Annotated in this window: 25 protein-coding genes; 14 read left to right on the forward strand and 11 right to left on the reverse strand. The window is 57.9% G+C overall.

Features of this window, described 5'->3' with window-relative positions; all coding sequences use genetic code 11:
- Positions 1-12: 12 nt before the first annotated feature.
- Complete coding sequence (locus PUQ42_RS00005) at positions 13-495, forward strand: ExbD/TolR family protein (protein ID WP_394336841.1); 483 nt, start codon at positions 13-15, stop codon at positions 493-495.
- A gap of 354 nt (positions 496-849) precedes the next feature.
- Here PUQ42_RS00005 and PUQ42_RS00010 read toward each other — a convergent pair whose 3' ends face one another.
- Positions 850-1452 (reverse strand): ribonuclease HII, encoded by a 603-nt coding sequence (locus PUQ42_RS00010; RefSeq protein WP_273369781.1) that lies wholly within the window; start codon positions 1450-1452, stop codon positions 850-852.
- A 129-nt stretch (positions 1453-1581) separates the two neighbouring features.
- Between PUQ42_RS00010 and PUQ42_RS00015 the strand changes: the two genes are divergently transcribed.
- Both PUQ42_RS00015 and PUQ42_RS00020 read left to right on the forward strand, forming a co-directional pair.
- Positions 1582-2586 carry a hypothetical protein gene (locus PUQ42_RS00015; protein WP_273369783.1) on the forward strand — a complete coding sequence of 335 codons (1005 nt, stop codon included), beginning with the start codon at positions 1582-1584 and terminating at the stop codon, positions 2584-2586.
- A 157-nt stretch (positions 2587-2743) separates the two neighbouring features.
- Positions 2744-3670, forward strand: coding sequence for an AraC family transcriptional regulator (locus PUQ42_RS00020; protein WP_273369784.1), 927 nt, complete (start codon positions 2744-2746; stop codon positions 3668-3670).
- A gap of 262 nt (positions 3671-3932) precedes the next feature.
- On the opposite strand, the gene PUQ42_RS00025 is transcribed toward PUQ42_RS00020, so the two are convergent.
- The gene (locus PUQ42_RS00025) at positions 3933-4376 is read right to left on the reverse strand and encodes a hypothetical protein (RefSeq protein WP_143256492.1); all 444 of its coding nucleotides are present in this window, start codon (positions 4374-4376) and stop codon (positions 3933-3935) included.
- Positions 4377-4712: 336 nt separating this feature from the next.
- Here PUQ42_RS00025 and lipA point away from each other — a divergent pair, with 336 nt between their 5' ends.
- The 3 genes from lipA to recJ are packed head-to-tail and all read left to right on the forward strand — an operon-like array spanning position 4713 to position 8211.
- Positions 4713-5594, forward strand: coding sequence for a lipoyl synthase (lipA, locus tag PUQ42_RS00030; RefSeq protein ID WP_087309564.1), 882 nt, complete (start codon positions 4713-4715; stop codon positions 5592-5594).
- A gap of 2 nt (positions 5595-5596) precedes the next feature.
- Entirely contained in the window at positions 5597-6436 is an 840-nt protein-coding gene (lipB, locus tag PUQ42_RS00035) for a lipoyl(octanoyl) transferase LipB (protein WP_273369788.1), read from the forward strand.
- Positions 6437-6444: 8 nt separating this feature from the next.
- The gene (recJ, locus tag PUQ42_RS00040; RefSeq protein WP_232009128.1) at positions 6445-8211 is read left to right on the forward strand and encodes a single-stranded-DNA-specific exonuclease RecJ; all 1767 of its coding nucleotides are present in this window, start codon (positions 6445-6447) and stop codon (positions 8209-8211) included.
- Between the two features lie 99 nt (positions 8212-8310).
- Here the strand turns inward: recJ and PUQ42_RS00045 are convergent, their stop codons facing one another.
- Positions 8311-9201 carry an SMP-30/gluconolactonase/LRE family protein gene (locus PUQ42_RS00045; RefSeq protein WP_162992823.1) on the reverse strand — a complete coding sequence of 297 codons (891 nt, stop codon included), beginning with the start codon at positions 9199-9201 and terminating at the stop codon, positions 8311-8313.
- Positions 9202-9323: 122 nt separating this feature from the next.
- Positions 9324-9851, reverse strand: a complete 528-nt coding sequence (locus tag PUQ42_RS00050; protein ID WP_087309562.1) for a nitroreductase family protein — start codon at positions 9849-9851, stop codon at positions 9324-9326.
- Between the two features lie 80 nt (positions 9852-9931).
- Between PUQ42_RS00050 and PUQ42_RS00055 the strand changes: the two genes are divergently transcribed.
- The 8 genes from PUQ42_RS00055 to PUQ42_RS00090 all read left to right on the forward strand — a co-directional run bounded on the left by PUQ42_RS00055 (position 9932) and on the right by PUQ42_RS00090 (position 15702).
- Positions 9932-10771, forward strand: a complete 840-nt coding sequence (locus tag PUQ42_RS00055) for an HAD family hydrolase (RefSeq protein WP_273369790.1) — start codon at positions 9932-9934, stop codon at positions 10769-10771.
- 5 nt (positions 10772-10776) lie between these two features.
- Positions 10777-11364 carry a hypothetical protein gene (locus PUQ42_RS00060; RefSeq protein WP_273369792.1) on the forward strand — a complete coding sequence of 196 codons (588 nt, stop codon included), beginning with the start codon at positions 10777-10779 and terminating at the stop codon, positions 11362-11364.
- The gene (locus tag PUQ42_RS00065; RefSeq protein WP_122120028.1) at positions 11351-12007 is read left to right on the forward strand and encodes an ATP-binding cassette domain-containing protein; all 657 of its coding nucleotides are present in this window, start codon (positions 11351-11353) and stop codon (positions 12005-12007) included. The genes PUQ42_RS00060 and PUQ42_RS00065 overlap by 14 nt, the downstream gene beginning before the upstream one ends.
- A gap of 36 nt (positions 12008-12043) precedes the next feature.
- Positions 12044-12649, forward strand: a complete 606-nt coding sequence (gene rdgB, locus PUQ42_RS00070) for an RdgB/HAM1 family non-canonical purine NTP pyrophosphatase (protein WP_273369794.1) — start codon at positions 12044-12046, stop codon at positions 12647-12649.
- Positions 12646-13629 carry a Gfo/Idh/MocA family protein gene (locus PUQ42_RS00075; protein ID WP_337956006.1) on the forward strand — a complete coding sequence of 328 codons (984 nt, stop codon included), beginning with the start codon at positions 12646-12648 and terminating at the stop codon, positions 13627-13629. The genes rdgB and PUQ42_RS00075 overlap by 4 nt, the downstream gene beginning before the upstream one ends.
- A gap of 19 nt (positions 13630-13648) precedes the next feature.
- Positions 13649-14257 (forward strand): GTP cyclohydrolase I FolE, encoded by a 609-nt coding sequence (gene folE, locus PUQ42_RS00080; protein ID WP_273369796.1) that lies wholly within the window; start codon positions 13649-13651, stop codon positions 14255-14257.
- Positions 14258-14411: 154 nt separating this feature from the next.
- Entirely contained in the window at positions 14412-15053 is a 642-nt protein-coding gene (locus tag PUQ42_RS00085; RefSeq protein ID WP_273369798.1) for a DUF4136 domain-containing protein, read from the forward strand.
- Between the two features lie 22 nt (positions 15054-15075).
- On the forward strand, positions 15076-15702 hold the full coding sequence (locus tag PUQ42_RS00090; RefSeq protein WP_273369800.1) for an outer membrane beta-barrel protein: 627 nt from the start codon (positions 15076-15078) through the stop codon (positions 15700-15702).
- A 106-nt stretch (positions 15703-15808) separates the two neighbouring features.
- Here PUQ42_RS00090 and PUQ42_RS00095 read toward each other — a convergent pair whose 3' ends face one another.
- The 7 genes from PUQ42_RS00095 to PUQ42_RS00125 all read right to left on the reverse strand — a co-directional run bounded on the left by PUQ42_RS00095 (position 15809) and on the right by PUQ42_RS00125 (position 25910).
- Positions 15809-16810 carry an aldo/keto reductase gene (locus PUQ42_RS00095; protein ID WP_273369802.1) on the reverse strand — a complete coding sequence of 334 codons (1002 nt, stop codon included), beginning with the start codon at positions 16808-16810 and terminating at the stop codon, positions 15809-15811.
- Between the two features lie 96 nt (positions 16811-16906).
- A complete protein-coding gene (gene polA / locus PUQ42_RS00100; RefSeq protein ID WP_273369804.1) occupies positions 16907-19789 on the reverse strand; it encodes a DNA polymerase I in 2883 nt (960 codons plus the stop codon).
- A gap of 14 nt (positions 19790-19803) precedes the next feature.
- On the reverse strand, positions 19804-20262 hold the full coding sequence (locus PUQ42_RS00105; RefSeq protein WP_273369806.1) for a 6-pyruvoyl trahydropterin synthase family protein: 459 nt from the start codon (positions 20260-20262) through the stop codon (positions 19804-19806).
- 97 nt (positions 20263-20359) lie between these two features.
- Positions 20360-21565: an AGE family epimerase/isomerase gene (locus PUQ42_RS00110; RefSeq protein ID WP_273369807.1), complete on the reverse strand. Its 1206-nt coding sequence runs from the start codon at positions 21563-21565 to the stop codon at positions 20360-20362.
- 6 nt (positions 21566-21571) lie between these two features.
- The gene (locus PUQ42_RS00115) at positions 21572-22954 is read right to left on the reverse strand and encodes an MFS transporter (RefSeq protein WP_273369808.1); all 1383 of its coding nucleotides are present in this window, start codon (positions 22952-22954) and stop codon (positions 21572-21574) included.
- Between the two features lie 23 nt (positions 22955-22977).
- Positions 22978-24153: a glycoside hydrolase family 130 protein gene (locus tag PUQ42_RS00120; RefSeq protein ID WP_273369809.1), complete on the reverse strand. Its 1176-nt coding sequence runs from the start codon at positions 24151-24153 to the stop codon at positions 22978-22980.
- Positions 24154-24158: 5 nt separating this feature from the next.
- Positions 24159-25910, reverse strand: a complete 1752-nt coding sequence (locus tag PUQ42_RS00125; RefSeq protein ID WP_273369811.1) for a glycosyl hydrolase — start codon at positions 25908-25910, stop codon at positions 24159-24161.
- Positions 25911-25915: the final 5 nt, after the last annotated feature.

The raw sequence follows: 25915 nt of genomic DNA on the forward strand, positions 1-25915 counted from the left end.
GGTAAGTAAGCCATGGCAGTAATGAAAAAGACGGGAGACAAAAAAGAAGTCCCCGCTATCTCGACCGCTTCGCTTCCCGACGTGATCTTCATGATCCTCTTCTTCTTCATGGTCTCCACGACCATGCGTGATCAGGAACTGCTCGTGAGATACAAGCTCCCGGAAGCTACCGAAGTGCAGAAGCTCGAGAAAAAATCCCTCGTCAGCTTCATCCACATCGGTCCCCCGTCGCTGACGATGCAGGCAAAGTTCGGTACCGCGCCCCGCATCCAGTTGAACGACTCCTACAAATCGACCCGTGATATTCTGGATTTCGTAGCTGCAGAACGCGACAAGCTCAGCGAAGCAGACCGTGCCTCGATGACCATCTGCCTGAAGGCCGACCAAGCCACCAAGATGGGTATCATAACCGACGTCAAGCAGGAGCTGCGTCGTGCCAACGCGCTGAAGATCTCCTATGCGGCATCCAAGACGCTGGGATATCAGTACCAATAGAATCCGGTCTCGATCGAATGTTGAAAAACGGCTCTCCACATGGGTGGAGGGCCGTTTTTGTTGGAGGAGCAGTGCAGGGTAAGGAGCGGGGAGAAGAGGGGTCGAGGCAAAAGAAAAGAGTGACCAAGGCCGTAGAGGGCTGAGGAACAGCAGAGCTGCGGGACTGTAAAGCCGCAGAGCCTTGAGGCCACGGGGCAAGAAGACTGCCGAGCCGGAGAACCTCGAAGTAGGAGAACCGGAAAGAAAACGTACTCCAAAGCAAACGGCAGAACCAAGGCGGATACGACAAGCCGGCCGATGCGAACATCGGCAGAAAGAACCGGACCATAGACCGGATTCAACGGAGGAGGGACATCACTCGAACGGCAGCTCCAACTGGTCGATCTCGTGGTTGAAGGTCAGCCGATGATAGGGAGTAAGACCATACACCCGAATGGCAAGGCGGTGTTCACGCGTCGGGTAGCCCTTGTTCTTCGACCACCCGTATTGGGGATACTCCTCGGCCAGATGCCGCATATACTCGTCGCGATGGGTCTTGGCAAGGACCGAGGCCGCCGCAATGTCGGCATACTTCCCGTCCCCCTTGACTATGCACTGCCACGGAATCTCCAGACGCGTGCGGAACCGGTTGCCGTCGATAGCCAGAAACTCCGGAGCCGGATCGAGCCGGGCCGCGGCCAGCGACATCCCCTCGAAAGAGGCGTTGAGAATGTTGATCTCGTCGATGCGCGCCGCCGAAACCGCCTCTACGGCCCACGCTATGGCTTCACGCTCGATGATGACACGGAGTTTGTCCCGGTTACGCTCGGTCATCTGCTTCGAATCGTTCAGCAACGGATCGTGAAAATCGGGCGGAAGAATCACGGCCGCCGCAAAAACCGGCCCCGCAAGACATCCCCGACCGGCTTCGTCACAACCGGCCTCGCGTTTTTCGTACTGATACTGATTCTCCAACATGATCACACGGTTCAATCCGTTCGGCAACAGGGCGTGCGCACACGGCGAAGACCCTCCACATACCGAATCGAACAAAGTTACGCAACTTTCAGCTTTTTTCGCTAATTTTACCCCGAAAAACACATCGACATGAAATTCAACATCGCACGGCAGCCGCTTGTCCCGGCCTTTCTGACGCTTGCGGCAATCACAGCCCTCGCGATGTGGAAGGTCCCGTTAACGGGCGAATTCAACCCCGAAAACCTCGCCATCCCGACCCACGGAGTGTTCGCCGTCAAGACGCTTGAGGAGTTGCTCGGGGAGTTTCAAGGCGCCTTCCCGGGGTGGACCCGCGCAATCGGGGCGCTGCTGATGCTCTTCACGGGCATGAGTCTCGGACGCCTGACCCTGCGCTACAACCTCTACTCCGTCGGGACCTGCCTGGCCATCCCGCTCTACGCCGCATTCACCGCGGGGCTCGCCCTAGAAGGGGGACTACTGCAGATGCTCGTTGCCAATACGCTGCTGGCCCTTTCGGTGAAGAACTTCGCACGCTCGTTCTGCAACGGATATGCTTTCGATGCCCTGTTCCGCGCATCACTCTATCTGGGCATCCTGGTGCTCACCGCTCCCGCGGCACTGCCCCTTGTCGCACTGTTGCCGCTGGCCATCATCCTCTTCCACCGCACACTGCGCGAATCGGTCGTCGCCCTGGCCGGATTCCTGCTGCCGATCCTTGCCTTCGGATATGTCAACTGGGGAGCCGGAGGCGATTTCACCGCCCCCTTTGAACAGGCCGTCGAAGCCTTTACGAACGGATCGGCCCTCGAGGCCGCACGAGCCATCCCGATCCCGAATCTCATCCTCCTCGGAGCGCTCCTGCTGCTCGATCTGCTGGCCCTCTTCTTCTTCCTCGCCGACAGCTACGCCGCCGGAAACAAACCCCGGGCCATCTTCATCTTCCAGATCTTCCTGCTGATTCTGCTCATCCCCACACTGCTCAATCCCGTATCGACGTCGGGCGAAATCCTGCTGCTGGCCGTGCCGTCGGCCATTCTGATTCCCTTCCTTCTCGTTCGGATCCACCGACTTCCGACGCTCATTCTCTATCTTCTGCTCACGCTCGGAAGCTTGAGCACCCTCTTATTACAATAATATATTTAGTCTGAAACATAGCACAAACTGTCCTATTTCACCATTTGTGACTAAATATGCTATTCATTATAGTAGATTGAAAAGTTTTAATTGTATATTTGAGTTCGGACAAATGTGACGCAACGCTTTGTTCCAAAAAACTTAAATTACAATTAACATGAAGAATTCAATGAATTCATCGGGCCAACAACCGATGATTGTGAAGTACATGGAACCACTTCACAACGGAATCCAAACACAGGTCCTCTCCCGCTACGCCATCGGCTACATCCTTCGCGGAACCAAGAACATCTACGACGGCGACAAACGCCAAACTCTCTCCCGCGGCGACGTCTTTTACCTGGGTATCGGCCACCACTACACCGAAAACTGCCCCGAAGGCGGACAACCCTTCGAACAGATCCTCTTCTACTATACGCCCGAGAAGCTGCAGAAGATTCTCATGCACCTGAACATCACCTACGGGCTCAACATCTCGAACGACCACTCGTGCGAAAACTGCCGCAACCGTAACGAAATCTTCATGCCCGCCTGGAACTCGCTGCGCAACTTTTTCACCAACACGAACAACTATCTGCGCGACGAGGAGTTCCGCCACGACGAAACGGCCGAGAATATCAAAATGACCGAACTGATCTATCTGATCGCCTCCCACGAAGACTGCTGCCTGAAGAGCAAACTGCTCAACAACGTCGACACGGCCCGGGAGAATTTCGAACAGATCGTCTACGACCACATCTTCAAGGATATCTCGATCGAGGAGCTGGCCAAACTCACCAATCGTTCGCTCACCTCGTTCAAGAAGGAGTTTCGGCGCCATTTCGAAATGCCGCCGCACAAGTGGTATATCCGCCAGCGGCTGATGCATGCCCGCCTGCTGCTGATCTCCACCTCGAAATCAATCTCCGAAATCGGTAACGAGTGCACCTTCCCCAACACCTCGCATTTTATTAAACTCTTCAAAAAAGAGTATCAGATGACCCCGGCCACCTATCGCCACCGACACCTGACCTCCTCGGCCGAGGAGAGCCTGCAAAACGAGGTGCAGGCTGCCGAAGCCGGCGAAATCCGGCAGGCGCTTTAAACAAAAACTTATAAAATCGAGCAAAATTAATTTTTTTTAATTACGAACTGTAAAATATTTTCTGCGCCTTTGAAAAAAATATTACAAAATATTTGGATTATCATAAAATTTGGCCTACATTTGTGTATCAAACGTGGGGTTCTCCCACTCTCATTAGCCTAACTAACCTAACCTGAGTGGCCCGATACGATGTATCGGGCCACTTCTCTTTTCCCGGAAGGGAACCGGAGGATTCTGTCTGAAGTTCATTACCGGCTTACACTCAGAGGTATCTGCCGCCCAATCGCCGGGCGTCGGCGACCAGTTGCGGATCCAACGGCACGGCCCGAAGCCGGGTGTCGGAGGCCCGGCAGGCGATGAGCCGATCGAAGAGATGGTAGAAACGGATCCGAAGAAAACGGGCGGGAAACGACTCGGCATCGTAGCCGTACTCCTCGCCGCAGAGAGCAGCCAGAGCAGCCTGTTCGAGGCAACGGAGTGCCGCGGCAGGTGATCCAAGCAGAAGATAGAGATCGGCCAGCCGTTCGAAGGCGCGGCTCGCGTCAAAGGCCCTCCGGTCGGCCTCCGCACCGAAGCCGCCGAGACGGACCGGACGGTAAGAGGCGGCAACGATCTCCCGCCGCAGATCGGGCGACAGCATCAGGCGGTCGTTCCGCAGCCGGGCCACCAGGCGGTGACCCAGGCTCAAAGGTCGTTGATTTTCCATAGAGACAAAATTTCAAAAAACGGACTGCAAGATTCCGGACCGGAGCTGTACGCATGGACGCAATATCCCCGCAAATGCGGTCGCAACGGACCGGAATTCGGCAGAATGTCTCTATGGAATCGGCTTGAAATGAATCACATGGCGCGACAAAAAGGTATTTCGGGCAATCGAAAGGCCCCGCATATACGATGCAACAAAGATAATACAAAAAAGTCGCAGTTCCAAAACCCGGGCTCCGGCCGGAAGGGCGATTCGCTGAGCAGGAGCAAAAAGATACATTGGGAATTGTCAATTATTTTTTCTATTTTTGCAACAATAGGAAAATAATGAACTTAAATGCCGAAGTTTCATGACAAGGTAGATGTTCTCAAAAAACCCGGATGGCTGAAGATCCGACTCCGCCAAACTCCAGAATGGGCCGAGGTGCACGACATCGTCGAAAAACACGGGCTGCATACCATTTGCAGCAGCGGTCGCTGTCCCAATCAGGCCGAATGCTGGAGCCGCAGAACCGCGACATTCATGATCCTGGGTGAGATCTGTACCCGCGGCTGCCGCTTCTGCGCCACCCGAACGGGGCGTCCCGAGGCTCCCGATGCCGACGAACCCCGCAAGGTCGCCGAAAGCGTCGCCCTGATGAAACTGAAGTATGTCGTCGTCACTTCCGTGACCCGCGACGATCTCCCCGACGGCGGTGCCGCCCATTGGGCCGCTACCGTGGAGGCGATCCGGTCGCAGAACCCCGACGCCGTAATTGAGCTCCTTATTCCCGATCTCGACGCACGACCCGACCTGCTGGATACGGTCATCGCGTCGAAGCCCGACATCATCGGGCACAACATCGAAACCGTCGAGCGATTGACCCCGCTGGTCCGTTCCCGGGCCAGGTATCGGACCAGTCTGGCGACCCTGCGCTACCTGAGCAGCCGGGGTGTCGTGACCAAAAGCGGTCTGATGGTCGGACTCGGCGAAAGCGATGATGAAGTTTTACAGACCCTGCACGACCTGCGACAGGCGGGCGTCAGGATCGTAACGCTTGGTCAGTACCTTCGGCCTACTCTGGAGCACTACCCCGTTGCGGCGTATATCACTCCCGAAAAATTCGAATGGTACAGACTTCAGGCGCTGGAGATGGGTTTCAGCTATTGCGCGAGTGCACCCCTGGTCCGCTCGTCGTACATGGCCGAAGAAGCCCTGCGTAGCGTAAAAGGTTTGTAGCAATGAAAGCCCTGCTGAGGGACCTCGGAACCCTGGAGTATGCCGCCTGCTGGAAACTGCAGCAGGAGCTCTTCGACGCCCTTCTGGCCCGGAAACGTTCCGGTAGCCGGGAGTGTGGCGAGAGGGTAGCCGCCGAATGCGCTTCGGAGGCGAAAACAACGGACGAAAGTACGTCTGCCGGGCGCGCATCGGAGACAAATACGGACGCCGGAGGAACGTTTGGTCCGATGTTGGCAGCCGACTGCGCACGTCTGGCCGACCCGCACGGGCGGGAACTGGCCGGCGAGGTGCTGCTCGTCGAGCATACGCCGGTCTACACGCTCGGCAAGAGCGGACACGCCGAAAACCTGCTGGTCAGCCGCGAAGCGCTCGAGGCGGCCGGCGCCGGGTTCTTTCACATCGACCGCGGCGGTGACATCACCTTCCACGGCCCCGGACAGCTGGTCGGCTATCCGATTCTGGATCTCGAATGCCTCGGAATCGGACTGCGCGACTACATCGACGCCCTGGAAGAGGCCGTCATCCGCACGGTGGACCGCTACGGCATCCGCGGCGGACGCATCCACGGGGCCTCGGGCGTCTGGATCAATGCCGAAGGGCGCCGTCCGCGCAAGATCTGCGCAATAGGAGTCCGCTCGTCACGTTATGTTACCATGCACGGGTTTGCGCTCAACGTGACAACCGACCTGAGTTGGTTCTCGCGCATCAATCCCTGCGGATTCACCGACCGCGGCGTCGCATCGATCGCCTCGGAAACCGGATCGACACCCTCGATGGAGGAGGTCAAACGTCTGGTTGTGAAATTTTTAAGTGAAGAATTAAATGTTGAAATATATAAATAACAACTCGTATGCCTATCGAAAAACGCTGGGTAGTGAAGCCTCAGGGCGACCCCGCGACGGTAGCCATGTTGGCTGCCGCTCTGCGGATCTCGCCCGTACTGGCCAATCTGCTCGTACAAAGAGGCATAGACACGGTAGAGAAGGCGGACAAGTTCTTTAGACCCAACCTCGCCGATCTGCACGACCCCTTCCTGATGAAGGACATGGACCGTGCGGTCGAGCGGGTCGAACGGGCCGTCGCCAACCACGAGAAGATCATGGTCTACGGCGACTACGACGTCGACGGCTGTACGGCCGTTGCGCTGGTCTACAAGTTCCTCCGCCAGATCGGGCACAAAAACCTGATGTTCTACATCCCTGACCGATACACCGAAGGTTACGGTATCTCGATCAAGGGTATCGACCTCGCGGCCCGAAAGGGCGTGGGGCTGATCATCGCTCTGGACTGTGGCATCAAAGCCACGGAAAAGGTGGTCTATGCAAAAAGCAAGGGCGTGGATTTCATCATCTGCGACCATCACCTCCCGGCCGAGGAGATTCCTCAGGCCGTAGCCGTTCTGGACCCCAAGCGGGTCGACTGCTCCTATCCGTTCGACGAACTCTCGGGATGCGGCGTGGGCTTCAAGCTCGTGCAGGCCTATGCCCGCAAGAACCACATCCCCGCCGAACAGGTTCTCAACCTGCTGGACCTGCTCGTCGTCTCGATCGCCTCGGACATCGTTCCCCTGACGGGTGAGAACCGCATTCTGGCCTATTACGGCCTGAAAAACCTCAACCGCGAACCCTCGAAGGGGTTGCTGTCGATCATCAAGATCTGCGGACTGGACAAACATAACATCACCATCGACGACATCGTCTTCAAGATCGGACCGCGCATCAACGCCGCAGGCCGCATGCGCATGGACGAGAACGACGAAAATGCCTCGCCTTCGGGCGGTCATGCCGCCGTCGAGCTGCTCATCGAGGGTAACGAAAGCGTCGCCGCCGAATTCGGCAACGTCATCGACTCCTACAACCGTGACCGCAAGTCGATCGACCGCCACGTCACGCAGGAGGCCCACGAATACATCGAGCAGAATCCCGAACTCAAGCGCCTGAAGAGCACGGTGATCTACAACCCGCGCTGGATGAAGGGCATCGTCGGAATCGTCGCCTCACGGCTGATCGAGACCTACTACCGCCCGACGGTCGTACTGACGATGAGCAACGGATTCGTGACCGGTTCGGCCCGCTCGGTGCCGGGATTCGACCTCTATCAGGCCGTCGAGTCGTGCTCGGACCTGCTCGAAAACTTCGGCGGACACATGTATGCCGCCGGTCTGACGATGCGACCCGAGAACGTCGGGGAGTTCATCCGGCGCTTCAACGAGTTCGTCGAGAAGAACATCGACCCGCAGATGCTCATCCCGCAGGTCGACATCGACAGCGAGCTCCTCTTCTCGGACATCACGCCCGCCTTCCGTCGGGACCTGAACCGCTTCCAGCCCTTCGGTCCCGGCAATACGGCCCCGGTCTTCGTGACCTACGGCGTGATCAACCACGGTGAGGCCAAGCTTGTCGGCATGGAGAGCGAACACCTCCGCATGGACCTCATGCAGCGTCAGAAACCTAATACGAAGCTACAGGCCATCGCCTTCCAACAACCGACGCACTATGAATGGGTCCGCGCCGGCAAACCGATCGACGTCTGCTATCAGATTGTCGAGAACCACTACCGCGGTACGGTCTCGACGCAGCTGCGCGTGAAGGACATCAAGCCCGTCACGGGGCGATAGCGCAAGGACGGCCGGAGACGGTATCGGCCGAGATCAAAACAGGGAAAGCAAAAAGTCCGGAGAAAACTCCGGACTTTTTGCTTTCGGGCAGGCGGCGGTCTACTCTTCGAAGATCACCACGCGGCTGTTGGGCAGGTCGGGCACATAGATCTTGCCCTCGGCAACGGTCATGTCGGCCGGTCCGATGAGGGGCTGCTCGAGCGGAAGTTCCACGGGCGTGATCTCCCGCGTCTGCATGTCGATGCGCGAGATGCCGGCCGGAGCCCAGTTCGTCACGTAGAGCGACTTGCCGTCGCCCGAGAAGGCAATGCCGTCGTACTGGCCCGGAACCGTCACGAAAGGCTCCGCAACGGGATTCTGCAGGTCGGCGATACGATAGATGACATGCTCGCTTCGGGCCTGGCCGTCGGGCGAATAGCAGGCCACATACATCGCACCGTCGCGGATCACCAGACCGTTGGGGCCGGCAATCTCCAGCCACAGCTCGGGTTCACCGGGCTGGGCCGGATCCGTGATGTCGAGGCGGAAGATATGGCCCGTATTGGTGACCGAAGCGTAGAGGCTGTTGCCCTCGGCAGCCAGGTCGTTGACGAAGGCCTCACCCTCGGGGAGTGCAATCACCCGGGGTGCCTCCTCGCGGTTGGAGAGGTTGTAGACGACGATCTTGTTCACGTCGCAGATAAAGAGGCGGCCGTCACGCAGGTACATGCCGCGGGGGCCCGACAGGTTGCCGTCGGCCGGAATCAGCACCTCCGAGGCGCCGTCCTTGTAGCGGACGATATAGCCCTTGCCCTCGGTGTTGAGCGGGTCGAGCTGCGTGGAGCCGAAGTTGGCAATGAGAATACCGCCCTCATAGGGATAGGTGCTCTCGCAGTAACGGAGCCCCTCGTTGAAGATCTCGACGGAAACGGTCTCCTTCTGCTGCGATCCACAGCTCGTGAGGATCAATGCGGCCATCAGGGAAAGGCTTGTCAGAATGGTCTTTTTCATGGTCTTTCTGATTGGGTTAAAAATATTCTCTCTCAGTCTCTCGGAAATGTTCTCTCTCAGTCTCTCGAAATGTTCTCTCTCAGTTCACTCAGTCTCTCGGGAGCGGGGCGGTCCCAGCCCGCTCACAGGCGGATGACCCGCGACCAGTCGTCGTACTCGGGCAGCGGCGCCGGCACAAAGTCGGAGTAGCCGATGGCGATGGCGCAGAGCGGTTCGCACGACTCGGGAATGGGCAGGAAACTCCGCAGGAAGTCGGCGGCCTTCTCCCCCTCGGGGTCGTCCTTGCGCCGCGGGCGCCCGCAGATGTGGACCCAGCACGAGGCAAGCCCCTCGTCGACGCAGGCCAGCTGGAGCACCGTGGCCGAAATGGCGGCATTTTCCCGCCACAGATCACTCGTCGTGGTGTCGCCCAGGATGACGATCGCCAGCGGGGCGTTCTTCAGAAATCCCGAACCGTAGTCGCGCATCTCGGCCATGCGGGCCACCAGCGCCGGATCGTCGACCACCAGAAAGCGCGTCGTACGCGTATTGCGGGCCGAAGGGGCCGTCAGTGCCTCCGCGAGGATGCGGTCGACCACCTCGCCGGGAACCGGACGATCCGTAAACTTGCGGACCGAACGGCGTTTGGCAATCAATTCCTTGAAATCCATACTCTCAAACTTCGCTATGTATTACCACGTGCAAAAATAGGAAAAAAACGTTATCTTTGAGAAATCAAATCCCGAAAACCATGGATTACCGTTTCACCATAGCCCTGATCTACGATTTCGACGGGACGCTCGCCCCCGGAAACATGCAGGAGTACGACTTCATCCCGGCCGTCGGAAAAAGCAACAAGGAGTTCTGGTCGGAGGCCAACACGCTGGCCGAGACGCAGGATGCCGACATGGTCCTTACGTACATGGCCCGCATGATCCAGGAGGCCAAATCCAAGGGACTGTCGCTGCGTCGCGAAGCCTTTCAGGAGTCGGGACGCCGCGTCACGCTCTTCAACGGTGTCAAGGAGTGGTTCGCGCGGATCAACCGCTACGGCGAGAAGCGCGGAATCCGCATCCTGCACTACATCAACTCCTCGGGACTGAAAGAGATCATCGAGGGGACGGAGATCGCCCACGAATTCCGCAAAATCTACGCCTGCTCGTTCCTCTACGATGTCGACGGAATCGCCTACTGGCCCGCCGTAGCGGTCAACTACACCAACAAGACACAGTTCATCTTCAAGATCAACAAGGGGGTCGAGTCGGTCTTCGACTCGAAGCTGGTCAATCGCTACATCCCCGAAAACGAACGCCCCGTGCCGTTCAGCCACATGATCTACGTCGGCGACGGAACGACGGACATCCCCTGCATGCGGCTGGTGAAGAATTACGGCGGACACTCGATCGCCGTCTACAACCCCGACCAGAAGGGCGCCCGCAAGGAGCTCTCGTCACTCATCCACGACAACCGCGTCAACCACGTCTGCCCGGCCGACTATGCCGAAGGCTCGGAGATGGACCTCGTGGTGAAGACCATCATCGAGAAGATCGACCTCGACGACCGGCTCGCCAAACTCGGCGTCGTCCGCTGACCGCCATGTCCTCGCCCCACGCAAAACATCTCCACACCGCACGCTGGATCCGTCCCGAACGGCTCGCCGGTTCGCCCGAATGGACCGTCGGACTGCGGCGCCACCTCACGGCCGTGTGGTTCGCCGCCGCAGGACTGATCGTCTGCATCCTGCTGCCCGCGGCCGGATTCCCGGCACTCTATGTCGCGGCCGTCGCGTGCGGCGGCTTCTACCACGACTGCGAACCCCTCCGGATGCTGCAGCTCCCGGAGATGAACGCCAGCCGGCTGCTCGTACGCAAGGTCCTCACCGCCTGGCGCAACTACTTCCTGCTGGCCGTTCCCTTCGCCCTGCTGGCCTTGCTGGCCCATCCCCGCACGGCCTGGATCGCCGCAGCCTGGGCGCCGCTTTCGGCCCTGGCGCTGCTCTACGCCGTGGTGGCCAAATACGCCCGCTACCACCCCGGACAAACTCCCCGGCGACCCATGGCCGAACGCTTCGGACTGGCGGGCTTCATCCTCCCCGTGCTGCTGCCCCTGAGCCTCGGCCTCATGGTCAGCTACGCCCTGCGGGCCGAACGCAACCTGAACCGTTACCTCCATGATTACGATTGATTCGCTTCGGATCCGCGACGGTAAGCGGATGCTGCTCGACGGCGTGACGATGCACCTGCCCCAGAGTGCCGTGCACGGCATTGCGGGCGAGGGGCGCGGGGCCCTGTTGCGGGCCATCTACGGCGATCTGCAACCCGAAGCCGGGACAATCTCCGAGGCCGGACACCCGCTGCAACGCCGCGAAATGGCCCTGCTCGAGGCCGATCCGCGCTTCTGGCCCGGACTGACGGCCCGCGACTGCATCGGACTGGTCCGCTGGTTCGACCGCAAGGTCAACCCCGAGGCGCTACTCCGCCGCTTCCCCGTGCCGCTCGACACGGAGGCCGCCTCGCTCGGCGCCGAGGCCCGAAAACACCTCGGCATCATCCTCACACTGATGCGCGGCAAACGCATCCTGCTGCTCGACGAACCCTTCCGCGAACTGACGCCCGAGCGGATCTTCGTCATGCAGCAACTTCTGCTCCACCTCGGCAGCAAGGGGTGCACCGTGATCCTCACCTCGACGCGCATTCCGTTGATCGAGGGGGTCTGCGACGACCTCTACCTGCTGGGCGGCGGCAAGGTCCTCGCCCGCTACGAACACTACGAACTCGGACATCTGGGCCGCGACGCGGAGTCCGGTTCGGGATTTCCGGAAAATTGACTACCTTCGCAGCCGAATCGAAACCAAACACACACCATGAAGATCATATTCGCCACCAACAACGCCCACAAGCTCAGCGAGGTACAGGCCGTACTGGGCGAGGGCTTCACCCTCGTGACACCGCGTCAGTGCGGCATCACCGAGGAGATTCCCGAAGAGCAGGAGACCCTCGAGGGCAACGCCTCGCAGAAGGCCCGCTACATCCACGACCGCACGGGTGAGAACTGCTTTGCCGACGATACGGGACTCGAGGTGGCCGCACTGGGCGGCGCCCCCGGGGTCCACTCGGCCCGCTACGCCACCGACGGTCACGACTTTGCGGCCAACAACCGCCTGCTGCTCCGCAATCTGGAGGGAAAGAGCGACCGAAGAGCCCGCTTCCGTACGGTCATCTCGCTGATCCTCAACGGCGAAGAACACCTCTTCGAAGGGGTGGTCGAGGGGCGCATCATCGACCACGAGGCCGGTCACGAAGGGTTCGGCTACGATCCGCTGTTCATCCCCGACGGCTGCGAGCGGACCTTTGCCGAGATGTCGCCCGAGGAGAAGAATGCCGTTTCGCACCGCGGTCGCGCCGTGCGCAAACTGGCCGAATACCTCCACTCGCTGGAGAAGGCAGCCGAAAACCCGAAACAGGCATGAAACCGTTGGAGACCGTACACTGGGGCATTCTGGGATGCGGAGCCGTCTGCGAACGCAAGAGCGGCCCGCCGATGTACCGGCTGGACCATTCGCAGCTGGTGGCCGTCATGCGGCGCGACGAGGCCCGGGCGGCCGATTTCGCCCGCCGCCACGGCGTCGCCCGCTACTACACCGACGCCGCGGAGCTGATTGCCGATCCCGAGGTCGACATCGTCTACGTCGCCACGCCGCCCGCCTCGCACCGCGAACTGGCCATCCGCGTCCTGGAGGCCGGCAAACCCGTCTACGTCGAGAAGCCCATGGCGATGAACTACGCCGAATGCCGGGAGATGATCGCCGCCTCGGAGCGCTGCGGCGTGCCCCTCTATGTGGCCTATTACCGCCGTGCGCTGCCCTATTTTCTGAAGGTAAAGGAGCTGATCGGGAGCGGGCGGATCGGTACGCCGCAACGCGTCGAGGTGCGCTACCTGCGCCCCGCAGGGCCCGAAGACCGCGATCCTGCCCACCTGCCGTGGAGGCTGCGCCGCGAGGTCGGCGGCGACGGATACTTCTACGACATGGCCCCCCACACGCTCGACATCCTCGACTTCCTGCTCGGTGAGATCTCGGCAGCCGAGGGGACGAAGAGCAATCTCGGAGGACTGTACGAGGTGGCCGACACGGTCTCGGCGCTGCTGCAGTTCCGCTCGGGAGCCTGCGGAACCGGGCTCTGGAGCTTCGTCTCGCGCCCCGACGAGCAGGAGGATTCGGTGCTCATCGCCGGCACCCGCGGCTCGGTGCGCTTCGCCACCTTCGCCTTCTCGCCCATCGAACTGCAGACGCCCGAGGGCACGGAACGCTTCGAAATCGCACCCCCGGAGCATATCCAGGGACCGTTGATCCGCACGATCGTCGACGAACTCCGCGGCGTGGGACACTGCCCCTCGACCGGACACTCCGCCGCCCGGACTTCGCGGGTCATCGACCAGATCATGAAATAATTCGTATCTTTGCCCCATCATGGAGACAAAACTGTATGAAAAGGAGGAGCGCTTCGACGCCGCGACGATCGAAGCCCTCACAGGTCACTATAGCGAAATCCTGCGCCTGCTGGGCGAGGATCCCGCACGCGAAGGGCTGCTGAAGACCCCCGAACGCGTGGCCAAGGCCATGTCGTTCCTCACGAAGGGGTACGACGAAAATCCGCTGGAGATCATCCGCTCGGCGACGTTCCGCGAGGAGTACAAACAGATGGTCCTCGTCAAGGACATCGAGCTCTATTCGCTCTGCGAACACCACATGCTGCCCTTCTACGGCAAGGCCCACGTCGCCTACATCCCCAACGGTTACATCACCGGACTGTCGAAAATCGCCCGCGTGGTCGAATGTTTCGCCCGCCGGCTGCAGGTCCAGGAGCGGCTGACGGTCCAGATCCGCGATTGCATCCAGGAGGCGCTGAGCCCGATGGGCGTGGCCGTTGTCATCGAGGCCAGCCACATGTGCATGCAGATGCGCGGCATCGAGAAGCAGCAGTCCGCCACAACGACCTCCGCCTTCACGGGCATCTTCCTCTCGGACCACCGCACCCGCGAGGAGTTCATGACCCTCATCTCACACAAGTATCGGTAACAGACCCGTTTCCGAACCACAGGAGCCAACCGGAAATCCCGTTTTGCGGATTTCCGGTTTTTTCATGTCCCGTTCGGACCGCAAGGCCGCTTGCGGCCCACCCGGGAACGAAATTTGGGGTAGGGTGAACAGCAAACCAAAAATCAAAAACATCATGAACGTCAAACAACTCCGTTACCTTGCGTTCGCACTCGCCGCAGTAGCGTTCTGCTCGTGCCAGAAAGACCCCTCGACGTCGGATCTCCACGAGGATTATCTGGTCTACACCGCCCACGATTCGGGAACCGACTTCTCCGCAATCGACACCTACTTCCTCCCCGACAGTATCCTCATCATCGGCAACAACGACCGGACCGAGTACTGGAAAGACGACGACGCCCTGACGATCATCGACGCCGTGGCCGCCCGGATGGACAACGCCGGCTACACGCGAACGGATGACAAAACATTGGCAGCCGTCGGCCTGCAGCTCAGCTACGTGCGTCAGGAGACCTACTTCGTCGGCTACAACAACCCCTACTGGTGGTGGTACTATCCCTACTACTGGGCCCCCGGATACTGGGGAAACTGGAACGGCTGGCACTACCCCTACAGCGTCTACTACGGCTACACGGCCGGCTCGCTGCTCATGGAGATGGTCAACCTCGAGGCCGAAGAGGAGAACAACCGAAAACTCCCCATCGTCTGGGATACGTTCATCGGCGGTCTGCTGACCAACGACTCGGAACTCAATCTGCAGCGTACGATCGACGGCGTGGATCAGGCCTTCGTTCAGTCACCCTATCTGACCAAATAGTCCAACTCAAAATCTTCCGATCATGAAAACAGCCAAATACCTCAAAACCCTTGCATGCTGCGTCGTCCTGCTGGCAGTCGCTCTGCCGGGCAAAGCGCAGTTGATCCCCAACACCTACATCAATGTCGACTGGCAGATGGGCGTACCCCTCGACAACGGTCTGGCCGACAAGACCTCGGGCTGGGGCATGAACTTCGAAGGCGGTTACTTCGTCACGCCGGCCATCACCGTAGGTCCCTTCCTTTCGTACCAGACCAATCTGGAGAGCATCGACCGTCAGACGCTCGATCTGGGCGACGGCGCAGCCCTGACGACCAATCAGAAACATGCGCTGTTCCAGCTGCCGTTCGGCGTTGCAAGCCGTTACAACTGGCTTACGGACAGCGTCTTCCAACCGTACGTCGGCTTGAAGCTGGGTGCCAGCTACGCCGAACTTTCGTCCTACTACTACGTCGTGCGCCAATACACCGAGACGTGGGGATTCTACCTCTCGCCCGAGGTCGGGGTCTCGATCTTCCCGCGCCCGGACTACCGCATGGGCATCCACGTGGCCCTCTACTACAGCTACGCCACCAACGAGGGCGACGTACTGGTCTACCGGGTCAACAACCTCAACAACTTCGGACTGCGCGTCGGCATCTCGTTCTGACGTCCGACTCCGATCCCCGCACCACGCAAAAGCCGGACCTTGTTCCACACAAGGCCCGGCTTCGTTTTTGAACTGGCACGACCGCCAATTTCAATCTACAAACGGATCACGCTCCCAGCAGCTCCTCGATGCGCGCAAGCTCCTCGGCGGAGAACTTCAGATGCTCCATCGCACGGAGATTGTCCTCGATCTGCGCCGTGGAGCTGGCGCCGATGATCACCGAGGTGATGCGCTCGTCGCGAAGCAGCCACGCCAGCGACATCTCGGCCAGCGACTGTCCGCGTTCGCGCGCCAGGGCATCGAGCCCCCGCAGACGCCGCAACATCGTCTCGTCGAGCACCTCGCTGTGAAGCGTCCGGTTCTCGGCCATGCGCGAATCGGCCGGTATGCCGTTCAGATAGCGGTTCGTCAGCAGCCCCTGCGCCAGCGGCGAGAAGACGATGAAGCCCGAACCCTCCGCAACCGTGAGATCGAGCACACCCGATTCGATCGGTTTGCGATTCAGCAGGTTGCAGCAGTCCTGAAAGAGCAGGCAGGGTACGTCGCGCCGCTTCAGGTAGTCGAAGGCAAACCGCGCCGCCTCGAGCGGATAACGCGACAGCCCCACGTAGAGCGCCTTGCCGCTGCGAACGATGTCGACCAGGGCCTGCAGCGTCTCTTCGAGCGGCGTCTCGGGGTCGAAACGGTGCGAATAGAAGAGATCCACGTAGTCGAGCTTCATGCGGCGCAGACTCTGGTCGAGACTCGCCATGAGGTACTTGCGCGAACCCCAGTTGCCGTAGGGACCCGGCCACATGTCATAACCGGCCTTGGTCGAGATGAAGAGTTCGTCGCGGTAGGGGCGGAACGAGGTCTCCATCAGACGCCCGAAATTCTCCTCGGCCGTGCCGTACTCCGGGCCGTAATTGTTCGCCAGATCGAAGTGGACGATGCCCCGGTCGAAGGCGTAATGGGCCATCTCGCGAACCTTCGAGAAGGTCTGCCGACTCCCGAAATTGTGCCACATCCCGAGCGACAGCAACGGCAGCAGAATTCCGCTGCGGCCCGCCCGCCGATAATGCATGCCGTCGTAACGCGACGGCGAAGGGTTGTAAATCGGTTCGATCATACCATTCGTTTTACGGTTGTTTACGGTTATTTACGGTTTGTCCGCTCCGTGCGGGAGGTCTCTTTTTTTCCTCCCCCCCCCTCTCACCCGGCCGGATCAGTGGGCTTCGAGCCAGTTTTCGCCCACGCCGGCATCGGCGATGAGCCGTACGCGGAGCTTCGCGGCCGTCTCCATGCACTCGGTGACGATGCGTACGACCCGATCCTGCTCCTCGCGCAGCATGTCGACCACCAGTTCGTCGTGCACCTGCAGGATCACCCGCGAGCGGATCCCCTCGGCGGCAAAGCGCCGGTGGACGTTGATCATGGCAATCTTCATGATGTCGGCCGCCGAACCCTGGATCGGGGCATTCACGGCGTTGCGCTCGGCCAGACCCCGCGCCACGGCGTTATGTGACGTGATGTCGTTCAGATAGCGGCGGCGTCCGAAGATCGTCGTCACGAAGCCGTCCTCGCGGGCCTTCGCCACCACCTGCTCCATATACTCGCGGACCTTGGGGTAGGAGGCGAAATAGCCGTCGATGATCTCTTTGGCCTCCTTGCGCGGGATCTCCAGCCGCTGGCTCAGCCCGAAGGCCGAAATGCCGTAGATGATGCCGAAATTGGCCGTCTTGGCCCGACGCCGCTCCTCGGGAGTCACCTCGTCGATGGATTTGTTGAAGAGCCGGGCGGCCGTCGCGGCATGGACATCCTCGCCGTGTTCGAAGGCGGCGATCAGCGCCTCGTCACCCGACAGATGGGCCATCAGCCGCAGTTCGACTTGGCTGTAGTCGGCCGACAGCAGCAGATGGTCCTCATCCGAGGGGATGAAGGCCTTGCGGATGCGGCGCCCCATCTCGTCGCGCACGGGGATGTTCTGCAGGTTGGGATTCGTCGACGAGAGGCGCCCGGTGGCCGTCACCGCCTGGTTGAACGACGTATGGATGCGTCCCGTACGGCGGTTGACCAGTTGCGGCAGCGCCTCGACGTAGGTCGACAGCAGCTTCTTCACACCGCGGTACTCGAGAATCAGATCGACGATGCGGTGTTTGTGAGCGAAGCTCTGCAGGTACTCCTCGTCGGTGCAGAACTGCTTCGTGCGGGTCATCTTCGGCTTCTCGGCAATGCGCATCTTCGCGAAGAGCACCTCGCCCAGCTGACGCGTCGAGTTGATGTTCAGATTCGGCTCGCCGGCCTCGGCCCGTACGGCCGCCTCCAGCTCCGCCAGCTTGCGGTTCAGCTCCACGGCATAGAGCGCCAGCGCCTCGGTGTCGATCCGAACACCCGCCATCTCGATGTCGGCCAGCACGGTGATCATCGGCTCCTCGATCTCGAAGTAAAGGTCGTGCATGCCGATCTGTTCGACCATGGGGTAGAGCACCTGCTTCAGCCGCAGCGTCACGTCGGCATCCTCGGCCGCATACTCCTTCACCCGCTCGACGTTGACCAGATCCATCGTCAACTGTTTGGAGCCCTTGCCGATCAGCGTCTCGATCTCGATCGGGCGGTAGTTCAGATAGCGCTCAGCCAGTACGTTCATGTTGTGACGCGACTCGGGATCGAGCAGGTAGTGGAGGATCATCGTATCGTAGAAGCGGCCGCGGATCGTGATGCCCAGCTGCCGCAGCACCATGAGGTCGAACTTGACGTTCTGGCCGATCTTGGCGATGTGTTCATTCTCGAACAGCGGGCGGATAATCTCGACGTATTCGCGCGTATTGGCCTCGTTGAAGGGGATGTACCACGCCCGGAAGGGTTCGACAGCCAGAGAAAGACCCACGATGCGGTCGTTGAAGATGTCCAGTCCCGTGGTCTCCGTATCGAAGCAGAACTCTTCGTAGCGGCCCACGGCGGCGATCACCTCGCGCAGTTGGTCGGCCGTCTCGACGAGCGTATATTCATGGGGCGTGGTCTGGGCTGTGGCAAAGGGTTCCTCCGCCGCCTCGGCCTGCAGTTCGGCCGCCGGAACGGGCTTCACGGTCGGCAACGGCGGGATGACGGGCGTCTCACCGAACAGACTCCCCTGACCCGCCATGGCGGCCCGGCGCGCCGCAGCCGACTTGGCCCGCGCCATGTCCGACAACTGGGTCTGCGCCTCCTGGCGCGGAGCATCCGATAGGGGCTCGGCCGGGGCCAGATTCGACAAATCGTTCAGAAAAGCCTTGAAGTCCAGTTCGGCAAAGACCGTCCGAAGATCGTCCAGACGGGGTTCGCTCACCGCAAGCTCCTCCTCGCTGAGGTCGATCGGCACGTCGAGGCAGATGGTCGTCAGCCGTTTGGCCAGCCGCAGATTGTCGGCCCACGCGGCGATCTTCTCACCCTGTTTGCCGGGGATCTTCGTCACGTTCTCCAGAATGTTCTCCACCGGACCCCACTCGCGGACCAGTTTGCAGGCCCCCTTCTCGCCGATGCCCGGCACGCCGGGGATGTTGTCCGACGCATCGCCCCACAGGGCCAGAATATCGCGCACCAGCTGCGGGTCGTCGATGCCGTACTTCTCGCGGATCTCGTCGCGGCCGACGATCTCGATGCTCCCCTCGGATCCGCGCTGCTTGTAGATGCGGCAGTGGTCGCGCACCAGCTGTCCGTAATCCTTGTCGGGGGTCACCATGTAGACGTCATAACCCGCCTCGGCCCCCTTCCTCGAAAGGGTGCCGATCACGTCGTCGGCCTCGTAGCCCTGAACCTCGAGGATCGGGATACGCATCGCCTCCAGCACCCGTTTGACATAGGGTACCGACAACAGAATGTCCTCGGGGGTCTCCGTGCGGTTGGCCTTGTATTCGGGGAAGATCTCGCGCCGGAAACTGCCCCCCGGGGGATCGAACGCTACGCCCAGCAGATCGGGATGTTCGCGCTTGAGCATGTCGCGCAGAAACTTCACGAAGCCGAACACCACCGAGGTGTTCATCCCCGCACGGTTGCGCATGGGACGTCCCAGAAAGGCGTAATAATACTTGAAAATCAACGCATAGGCGTCGACCAGAAAGAGTTTTTTCATCGTCTGCAGGCTCTTTATTGTCGGATGTTGTCTTCGGCAAACCACTCGGCAAACGAGGTGGCCGTCTCGTGCAGCCGCAACGAATGGAGCGTCACACCCTGAGGCAGACGCGCCGCGATGCGTGCGGCAAAGTCCTCGAGCATGTTCTCGCACGTGGGCTGGTAGTCGACGGTGATGATGTTGCCGAAGCGCGCCGACAGAACCCGGTAAAGCTCCTCGCCGGTCTCGGAGGCCTTGAGGACGAGCGAATGGTCGAAGCGCGAAACGATCTCCTCGTTGACGATGCGTTTCAGCACGCCGAAATCCATCACCATGCCGCATTTGGGGTTCGACGCATCGCAGAGGGGAGTTCCCTTCACCGTGACGAAAAAGCGATAGGAGTGCCCGTGAATCTCGCGGCACGGGCCGTCGTAACCTTCGAGCGCGTGTGCCGCCTCGAAGGAGAATTCCTTAGTCAATCGAATTACTGCCATATTGCAAAGATAGCGAAAGCCGAAAGAATTCCGCTCCGCCGCGCAAAATTATTCCCGAAAAACCGCAAAAGCGAAATCTCCTGATGCGGGGGCTCAATTACCTCCGTTCAGGACGGTTTTCCAGCTGAACAAGCAATTCCAGACACATACGGCCATTGTGATAAGGACATTTCCACAGTCCAGCCTTGTCGTCCTCCCGATTCACAGCTCCAGTATCGCGAATACTCCAGAACCATTCCCCCGACTGTCTGTCTATCAAATGATCCTTGATATATTGCCAAGTCTTCAACAAAGCGCTCCCGGCCCGATTCTCTCCATGGAAGGCATAGAGATAGTACAAACCGACTACCGTTTCCGCCTGAACCCACCAATGGCGTTCCGAATCCACAACGCCGTCTCCATCTCCTTCGTATGCCATACTCCCATCGGACATCAACCCCTCCAAAGCCGCATGCGCCAGCACCGACGTCGAATGGTGTACCTCCTGCATCAAGGAGACATCTTCCAGAATCTCGGCAGCTTCAAACAAAAGCCACGAGGCCTCGATATCATGCCCGTATGAGCAGATCCCCCGGCTCCGATCGTTCCAGTATTCATCGAAGAACAACCCGAGATGACCTGTTGCCGGCAAAAGCAGCCGATCCAAAAAAAGCCTGACCAAATCTGCCAACTTAGACCTCAACCCCGAATCGGGCCATACACGATAGAGATTCGTATAAGCCTCCAGAATGTGCAGATGGGTGTTCATCGTCTTCCTTTCGTTTGCATCCTTATCGCTCAAGCGCATATCCTCCAGAAGATTCCAACACCGATCCGCAGCCTCGAAATAACCTCCATAATGAGGATCGAACGAATGGGTCTCGATCGCCTCATACAGCAATATGGCATACCGTAAGGAGTCCCGATCTCCCGTGGCTCGATAATACTCGCTCAATCCGTAAATAACGAAACTCAATCCATAGAACTGTTTTTTCGTATCAAGCGGAGTGCCATCCGCATGCAAGGACCAATACACCCCTCCGTACTCCGGATCATAAAAATACCTGAGCAAAAAAGAACAGGCCTTTCGGGCCGTCTCAAGATAGGACAAATCTCCAAACAAACGGTATGCCGCAGAGAATGTCCACAAAATCCGGCCGTGCATCACAACGCCTTTCGGAGCTTCGGGATACAAAATGCCATTCCCATCCATGCGTCCATAAAAACCGCCGTGTTCCAGATCCATCATCCTCTGCCAAAACGGAAGAATATCGTTTCTCAACTCGCCGGAGAGCTCCGGAACCAATCTTTGCAATAGATCCATAGTTTCTCAATCGCTTTCTTTACGACCTTGTCTCAACGTCCGGGATATGGCCGTTACCCGTCGTTCATTCAACGGATAAAAGCCAATCAGAATAACCGACAGAAAGGCTCCGACAGCTGGCAGATAACTCAACATCATCCGAATTCCGCGAACAGCCTCTTCACTCTGGACCTCGTTGGCCTGAAAACCATAATATCCCAATAACCAGCCTGTCACGGCTCCTCCCAACGTCCAACCCAATTTCTGCGACATGGAAGAGGAAGAGAAGATCAATCCCGTTGCCCGCCGTCCGGTCCGCCACTCGGAATAATCCGCAATATCGGCATACATCGACCACAAAAGCGGGAAAATACAACCGGCACAAATGCTGATCAATGCCTGAAAGACAAATATCAGAAACAACTGATCGGGTGTGAACGTATGGAACACAAGGCTTAATACACATGCTATGGCCATCGCTCCGATATACGTGGTCTTCTTACCGAATCGATTGGACAAAGGCGAAGCCAGAACAACCCCAACCATATTGGAAACCTGTCCCAACATCAAATAAAACGACGAAAGGGTGAACAATCCTCCAAACAAACTCCCGAATGATCGTCCTCCCTGAATATAGTATTTAAAATAGTAGATCGTAGCTCCGTCTCGGATGGAGTTGAACAACAGCGCAGCAACACCCGCTCCCAACAGAATCCACCATGGACGATTGACCAGTAGATCCTTCAGGTCATTGCCTATCGTCGTTTTCTTCGCAGACTGAACTGTAATACGCTCTCGAGTCCACTTGAAACACAAGAAGAACAAAACGGCACAAACCACTCCGATCACAACCATCATATACTGCCATCCCCGCGCCGACGAACGGACTCCGCCACAATCGGAAAAGAAATTGACCAACGGTTCGGCCAGACCTATCGCAATGAAACTTACCAGATAAGCAAAGAACATCCGATAGGAAGAGAGAATGTTGCGCTCTCCCGGATCAGACGACATAACTCCCAACATGGATGCATACGGAACATTCACCATCGTATAGATCATCATGAGTAACGTATAGGTGACATATGCATAGACCAGTCGCCATCCCGGAGCAAGATCTGGCGTAGTGAAGGCCAGAATCCCGATTGCCGCGAACGGAAACGCTCCCCAAAGCAGATAAGGCCGGAAATGGCCCCAGCGCGTATGGGTCCGATCCGCAATCATCCCCATGATCGGATCGTTGACCGTATCCCAGATCCGCGTCAACAGGAACATCGTCCCTACGGCAACCGGAGACAATCCGAATACATCCGTATAAAAGAACAGCATATACATACCTATGATTTTCCAGAACATGGACGATGACATGTCCCCGAATCCATAGGCTATTTTCTCTCGTAATTTTATCATCTTTCAAATGCTTTCCTCAGCCTCTACCTCGAATAACCGCAGGCCGCATTCAAATCGATCAACTCGTTGACGGCCTTGACCGAAAGACCCGTCCTGAATCCGTCGGCCGGACTATGCAGACAATAGTCCAACAGGCGATCAACACTCGATACGGCTACATGCATACGGGTATCACTCGATGCATAGTAAATGTAAACCGTACCGTCCGGAGCCTCAATCCATCCATTTGAAAACAACACATTTGATACATCTCCGATCCGTTCTTCTCCTTCAGGAGCCATAAAATATCCTGCCGGCTCGGCCGTCAACTCCCAAGGCCGGGCAAGATCGGTCAGATAGAGATAAAGCACATAACGAAGTCCCGACGCGCAACCGCGCACCCCGTGTGCAAGATGCAGCCAACCTTTCGATGTCTTGATGGGTTGAGGTCCTTCCCCGTTTTTCAACTCCTTGATCGTATGATAGTGCCGGTAATTGATGATCCGCTCCTCGCCGATCTCGGCATGAGTGATGTCATCGACCAATGCCCAGCCAATTCCTCCCTGCCCCGTCTCGATGAACCCATTCTGCGGTCTCGTGTACAACGCATATTTTCCATCGACAAATTCGGGATGAAGAACAACATTACGCTGCTGACTCTTGCAACGCAGATCAGGAAGACGCTCCCAATGGATCAAATCGTGTGTTCGGGCAATACCAGCCGAAGCGATCGCCGAGGAGAGATCCCCCGGTTCGGCATCCGGATCCTTGCGTTCGACGCAGAACACACCATATATCCAACCATCTTCATGCGCCGTCAAACGCATGTCGTAAACATTGACTGCCTCCTCCTCCGATTCGTCAAGCAGAACAGGGCGATCCCAAAAACGAAAATTATCGACTCCGTTATCACTCTGAGCCACGGCAAAATATGACTTGCGATCCACACCTTCGACCCGAGCAACCAACGTATAACGACCTTCGAAAAGGATGGCTCCCGAGTTGAGTACGGAATTCACACCGATCCGTTCCTGAAGGAAAGGATTCCGCTGTCGGGAAAAATCATAACGCCAAGTCAACGGAATATGAGCTGCGGTCAACACCGGATTCCGATAACGGCGAAAAATGCCATTATCTTCCCCCCACGGAGTATTGACCGTGCTCAACAACGCCTCGTGTCTGCGATACAGATCCTCTATTTGTTTTTGATAATTGTCCATATCTTTTATTCGTATAGGGTTTGCAAATCTCCGTTAAAAAGAATCAATGGCTCGTTTTTGAACTTGACAAAATCTCCCGCGGATGCATGCCCCGGGTAGGGCGCGTAAAAATGATTCGGAATCCGACTGGAATTCCTCCATACAAGGACATAGACCGGCCGGTACTGTTCGATCAACGGATAAAGAACTCCGGTAAACCAGTTGTCCATGGTGATCGACTCCAATCCAGTCTCCGTAAAGGCATACGGCTTACTACCCTTGCGGCGCGACACTTCCCGAAGAACTTCCAACGAACGTTCTGCGCATTCACGATAGTTCGAAAGCCCAGACTCCCCCTTGAAATGGTAGAGATCAAGCCCCAAAAGATCAACATAATCATCGCCCGGGTAACGTTCAAGATACTCCTCCGGACTTTTGATCCGATCGGGCGAATAGCAATAGATCAAATGCTTCAAACCCTTTTCATTACGCAGATAATCGACAACCAGACGCCACAAGGCAATGTATTCGTCCGACGAACAGAATTTGTGCCCCCACCAGAACCAACTGCCCGTGTGTTCGTGCAAAGGACGGAAAAGAACCGGAACCGGTTCTCCGGCGGGTCCTTTCAACGACGCGAGAAATTCAGCCACACGATCAAGCCACAAAAGAAACTCTGCATGGTGTTCCCCTCCAGGCAACAGGGTTGCCACCACATTGCCTCCTTTCAGATCCCAGGCATCTCCTCCCGTAACAAGATTATCCGCATGCCAACTGATCGTATTGACTCCGCCCCGAACATAAGCCTCGACGATCAAACGTCTCATCAAAGAGAAATCCACCTTGTCCAGATTGCGGGAGTGATTGTGCTCAATACCGCCCAACTCCCATCCATAGACGGCTGGATAGTCGCCACATACCGAACGAACATCACTGCCTCCAGGCTTCTCTTCCCATCCAACCCCGTAAGCCGTATCATCCTGGTGGCCGAACATCGTGTTTTTTCCAAGCATGCGGTTCAGATTTGCATACAATGCCTCAGTCTGCGAAGTACTGCCCGGCGTCACAAGCTTTGCCATCGAAACCGATCTGGGTTTCAGATATGGCGTGATGATTTCGGCCCATGCCCGAAATGCCTTCGCCGTGACATGCAGACTGTCTCCCCGAAACATATCCGGCCGATATCCCCGTTTATCCATCAACGGAGCGGTAATATCCACATAAGTCACATGCTGTTTTCCAGCCGCATACGTTCTCATCAGTTCATTGGTTTTCAGATATTTTTCAAGGAAACGATGTCGCGAAGGCGACGGTTTAACCGACAAAAGCAGAATTTCCGTACCCGGACTATGCAGCTCCACAAGCCGCACGAATGTCTTCACGTCATCCAGAAAACGCTCGGGGGTAAATCCGTCCTTCAGATCGTTGTCGCCTTCATAAAGGACGATCTGACGCGGTTTATAGGGAAAGACAATCCGATCGGCAAAATAGATGATATCCTCAAGATGGCTCCCGCCAACACCTCGTCGGACAATATCATAACCCGGAAAATAGTCTTCAATATTTTTCCAGGTCCGTATCGAGGAGCTCCCGACAAACAGGATCTTTCCCTCTCCCGGAAAGGATATGCTATCCTGCCGGACAAACTGTTCGATCTCGGGCAGCCACATCTTTTCCCGCGGATTTTTGCCTCCTGCGGCATTTGCGGCACACATCCATACGACAAATGCCACAACAAATACAAACCGTCTCACGATCTGCCAATTTCTTGTTGTCATGAACT

The organism is Alistipes megaguti (assembly GCF_944320325.1).
Taxonomy (GTDB): Bacteria; Bacteroidota; Bacteroidia; order Bacteroidales; family Rikenellaceae; genus Alistipes; species Alistipes megaguti.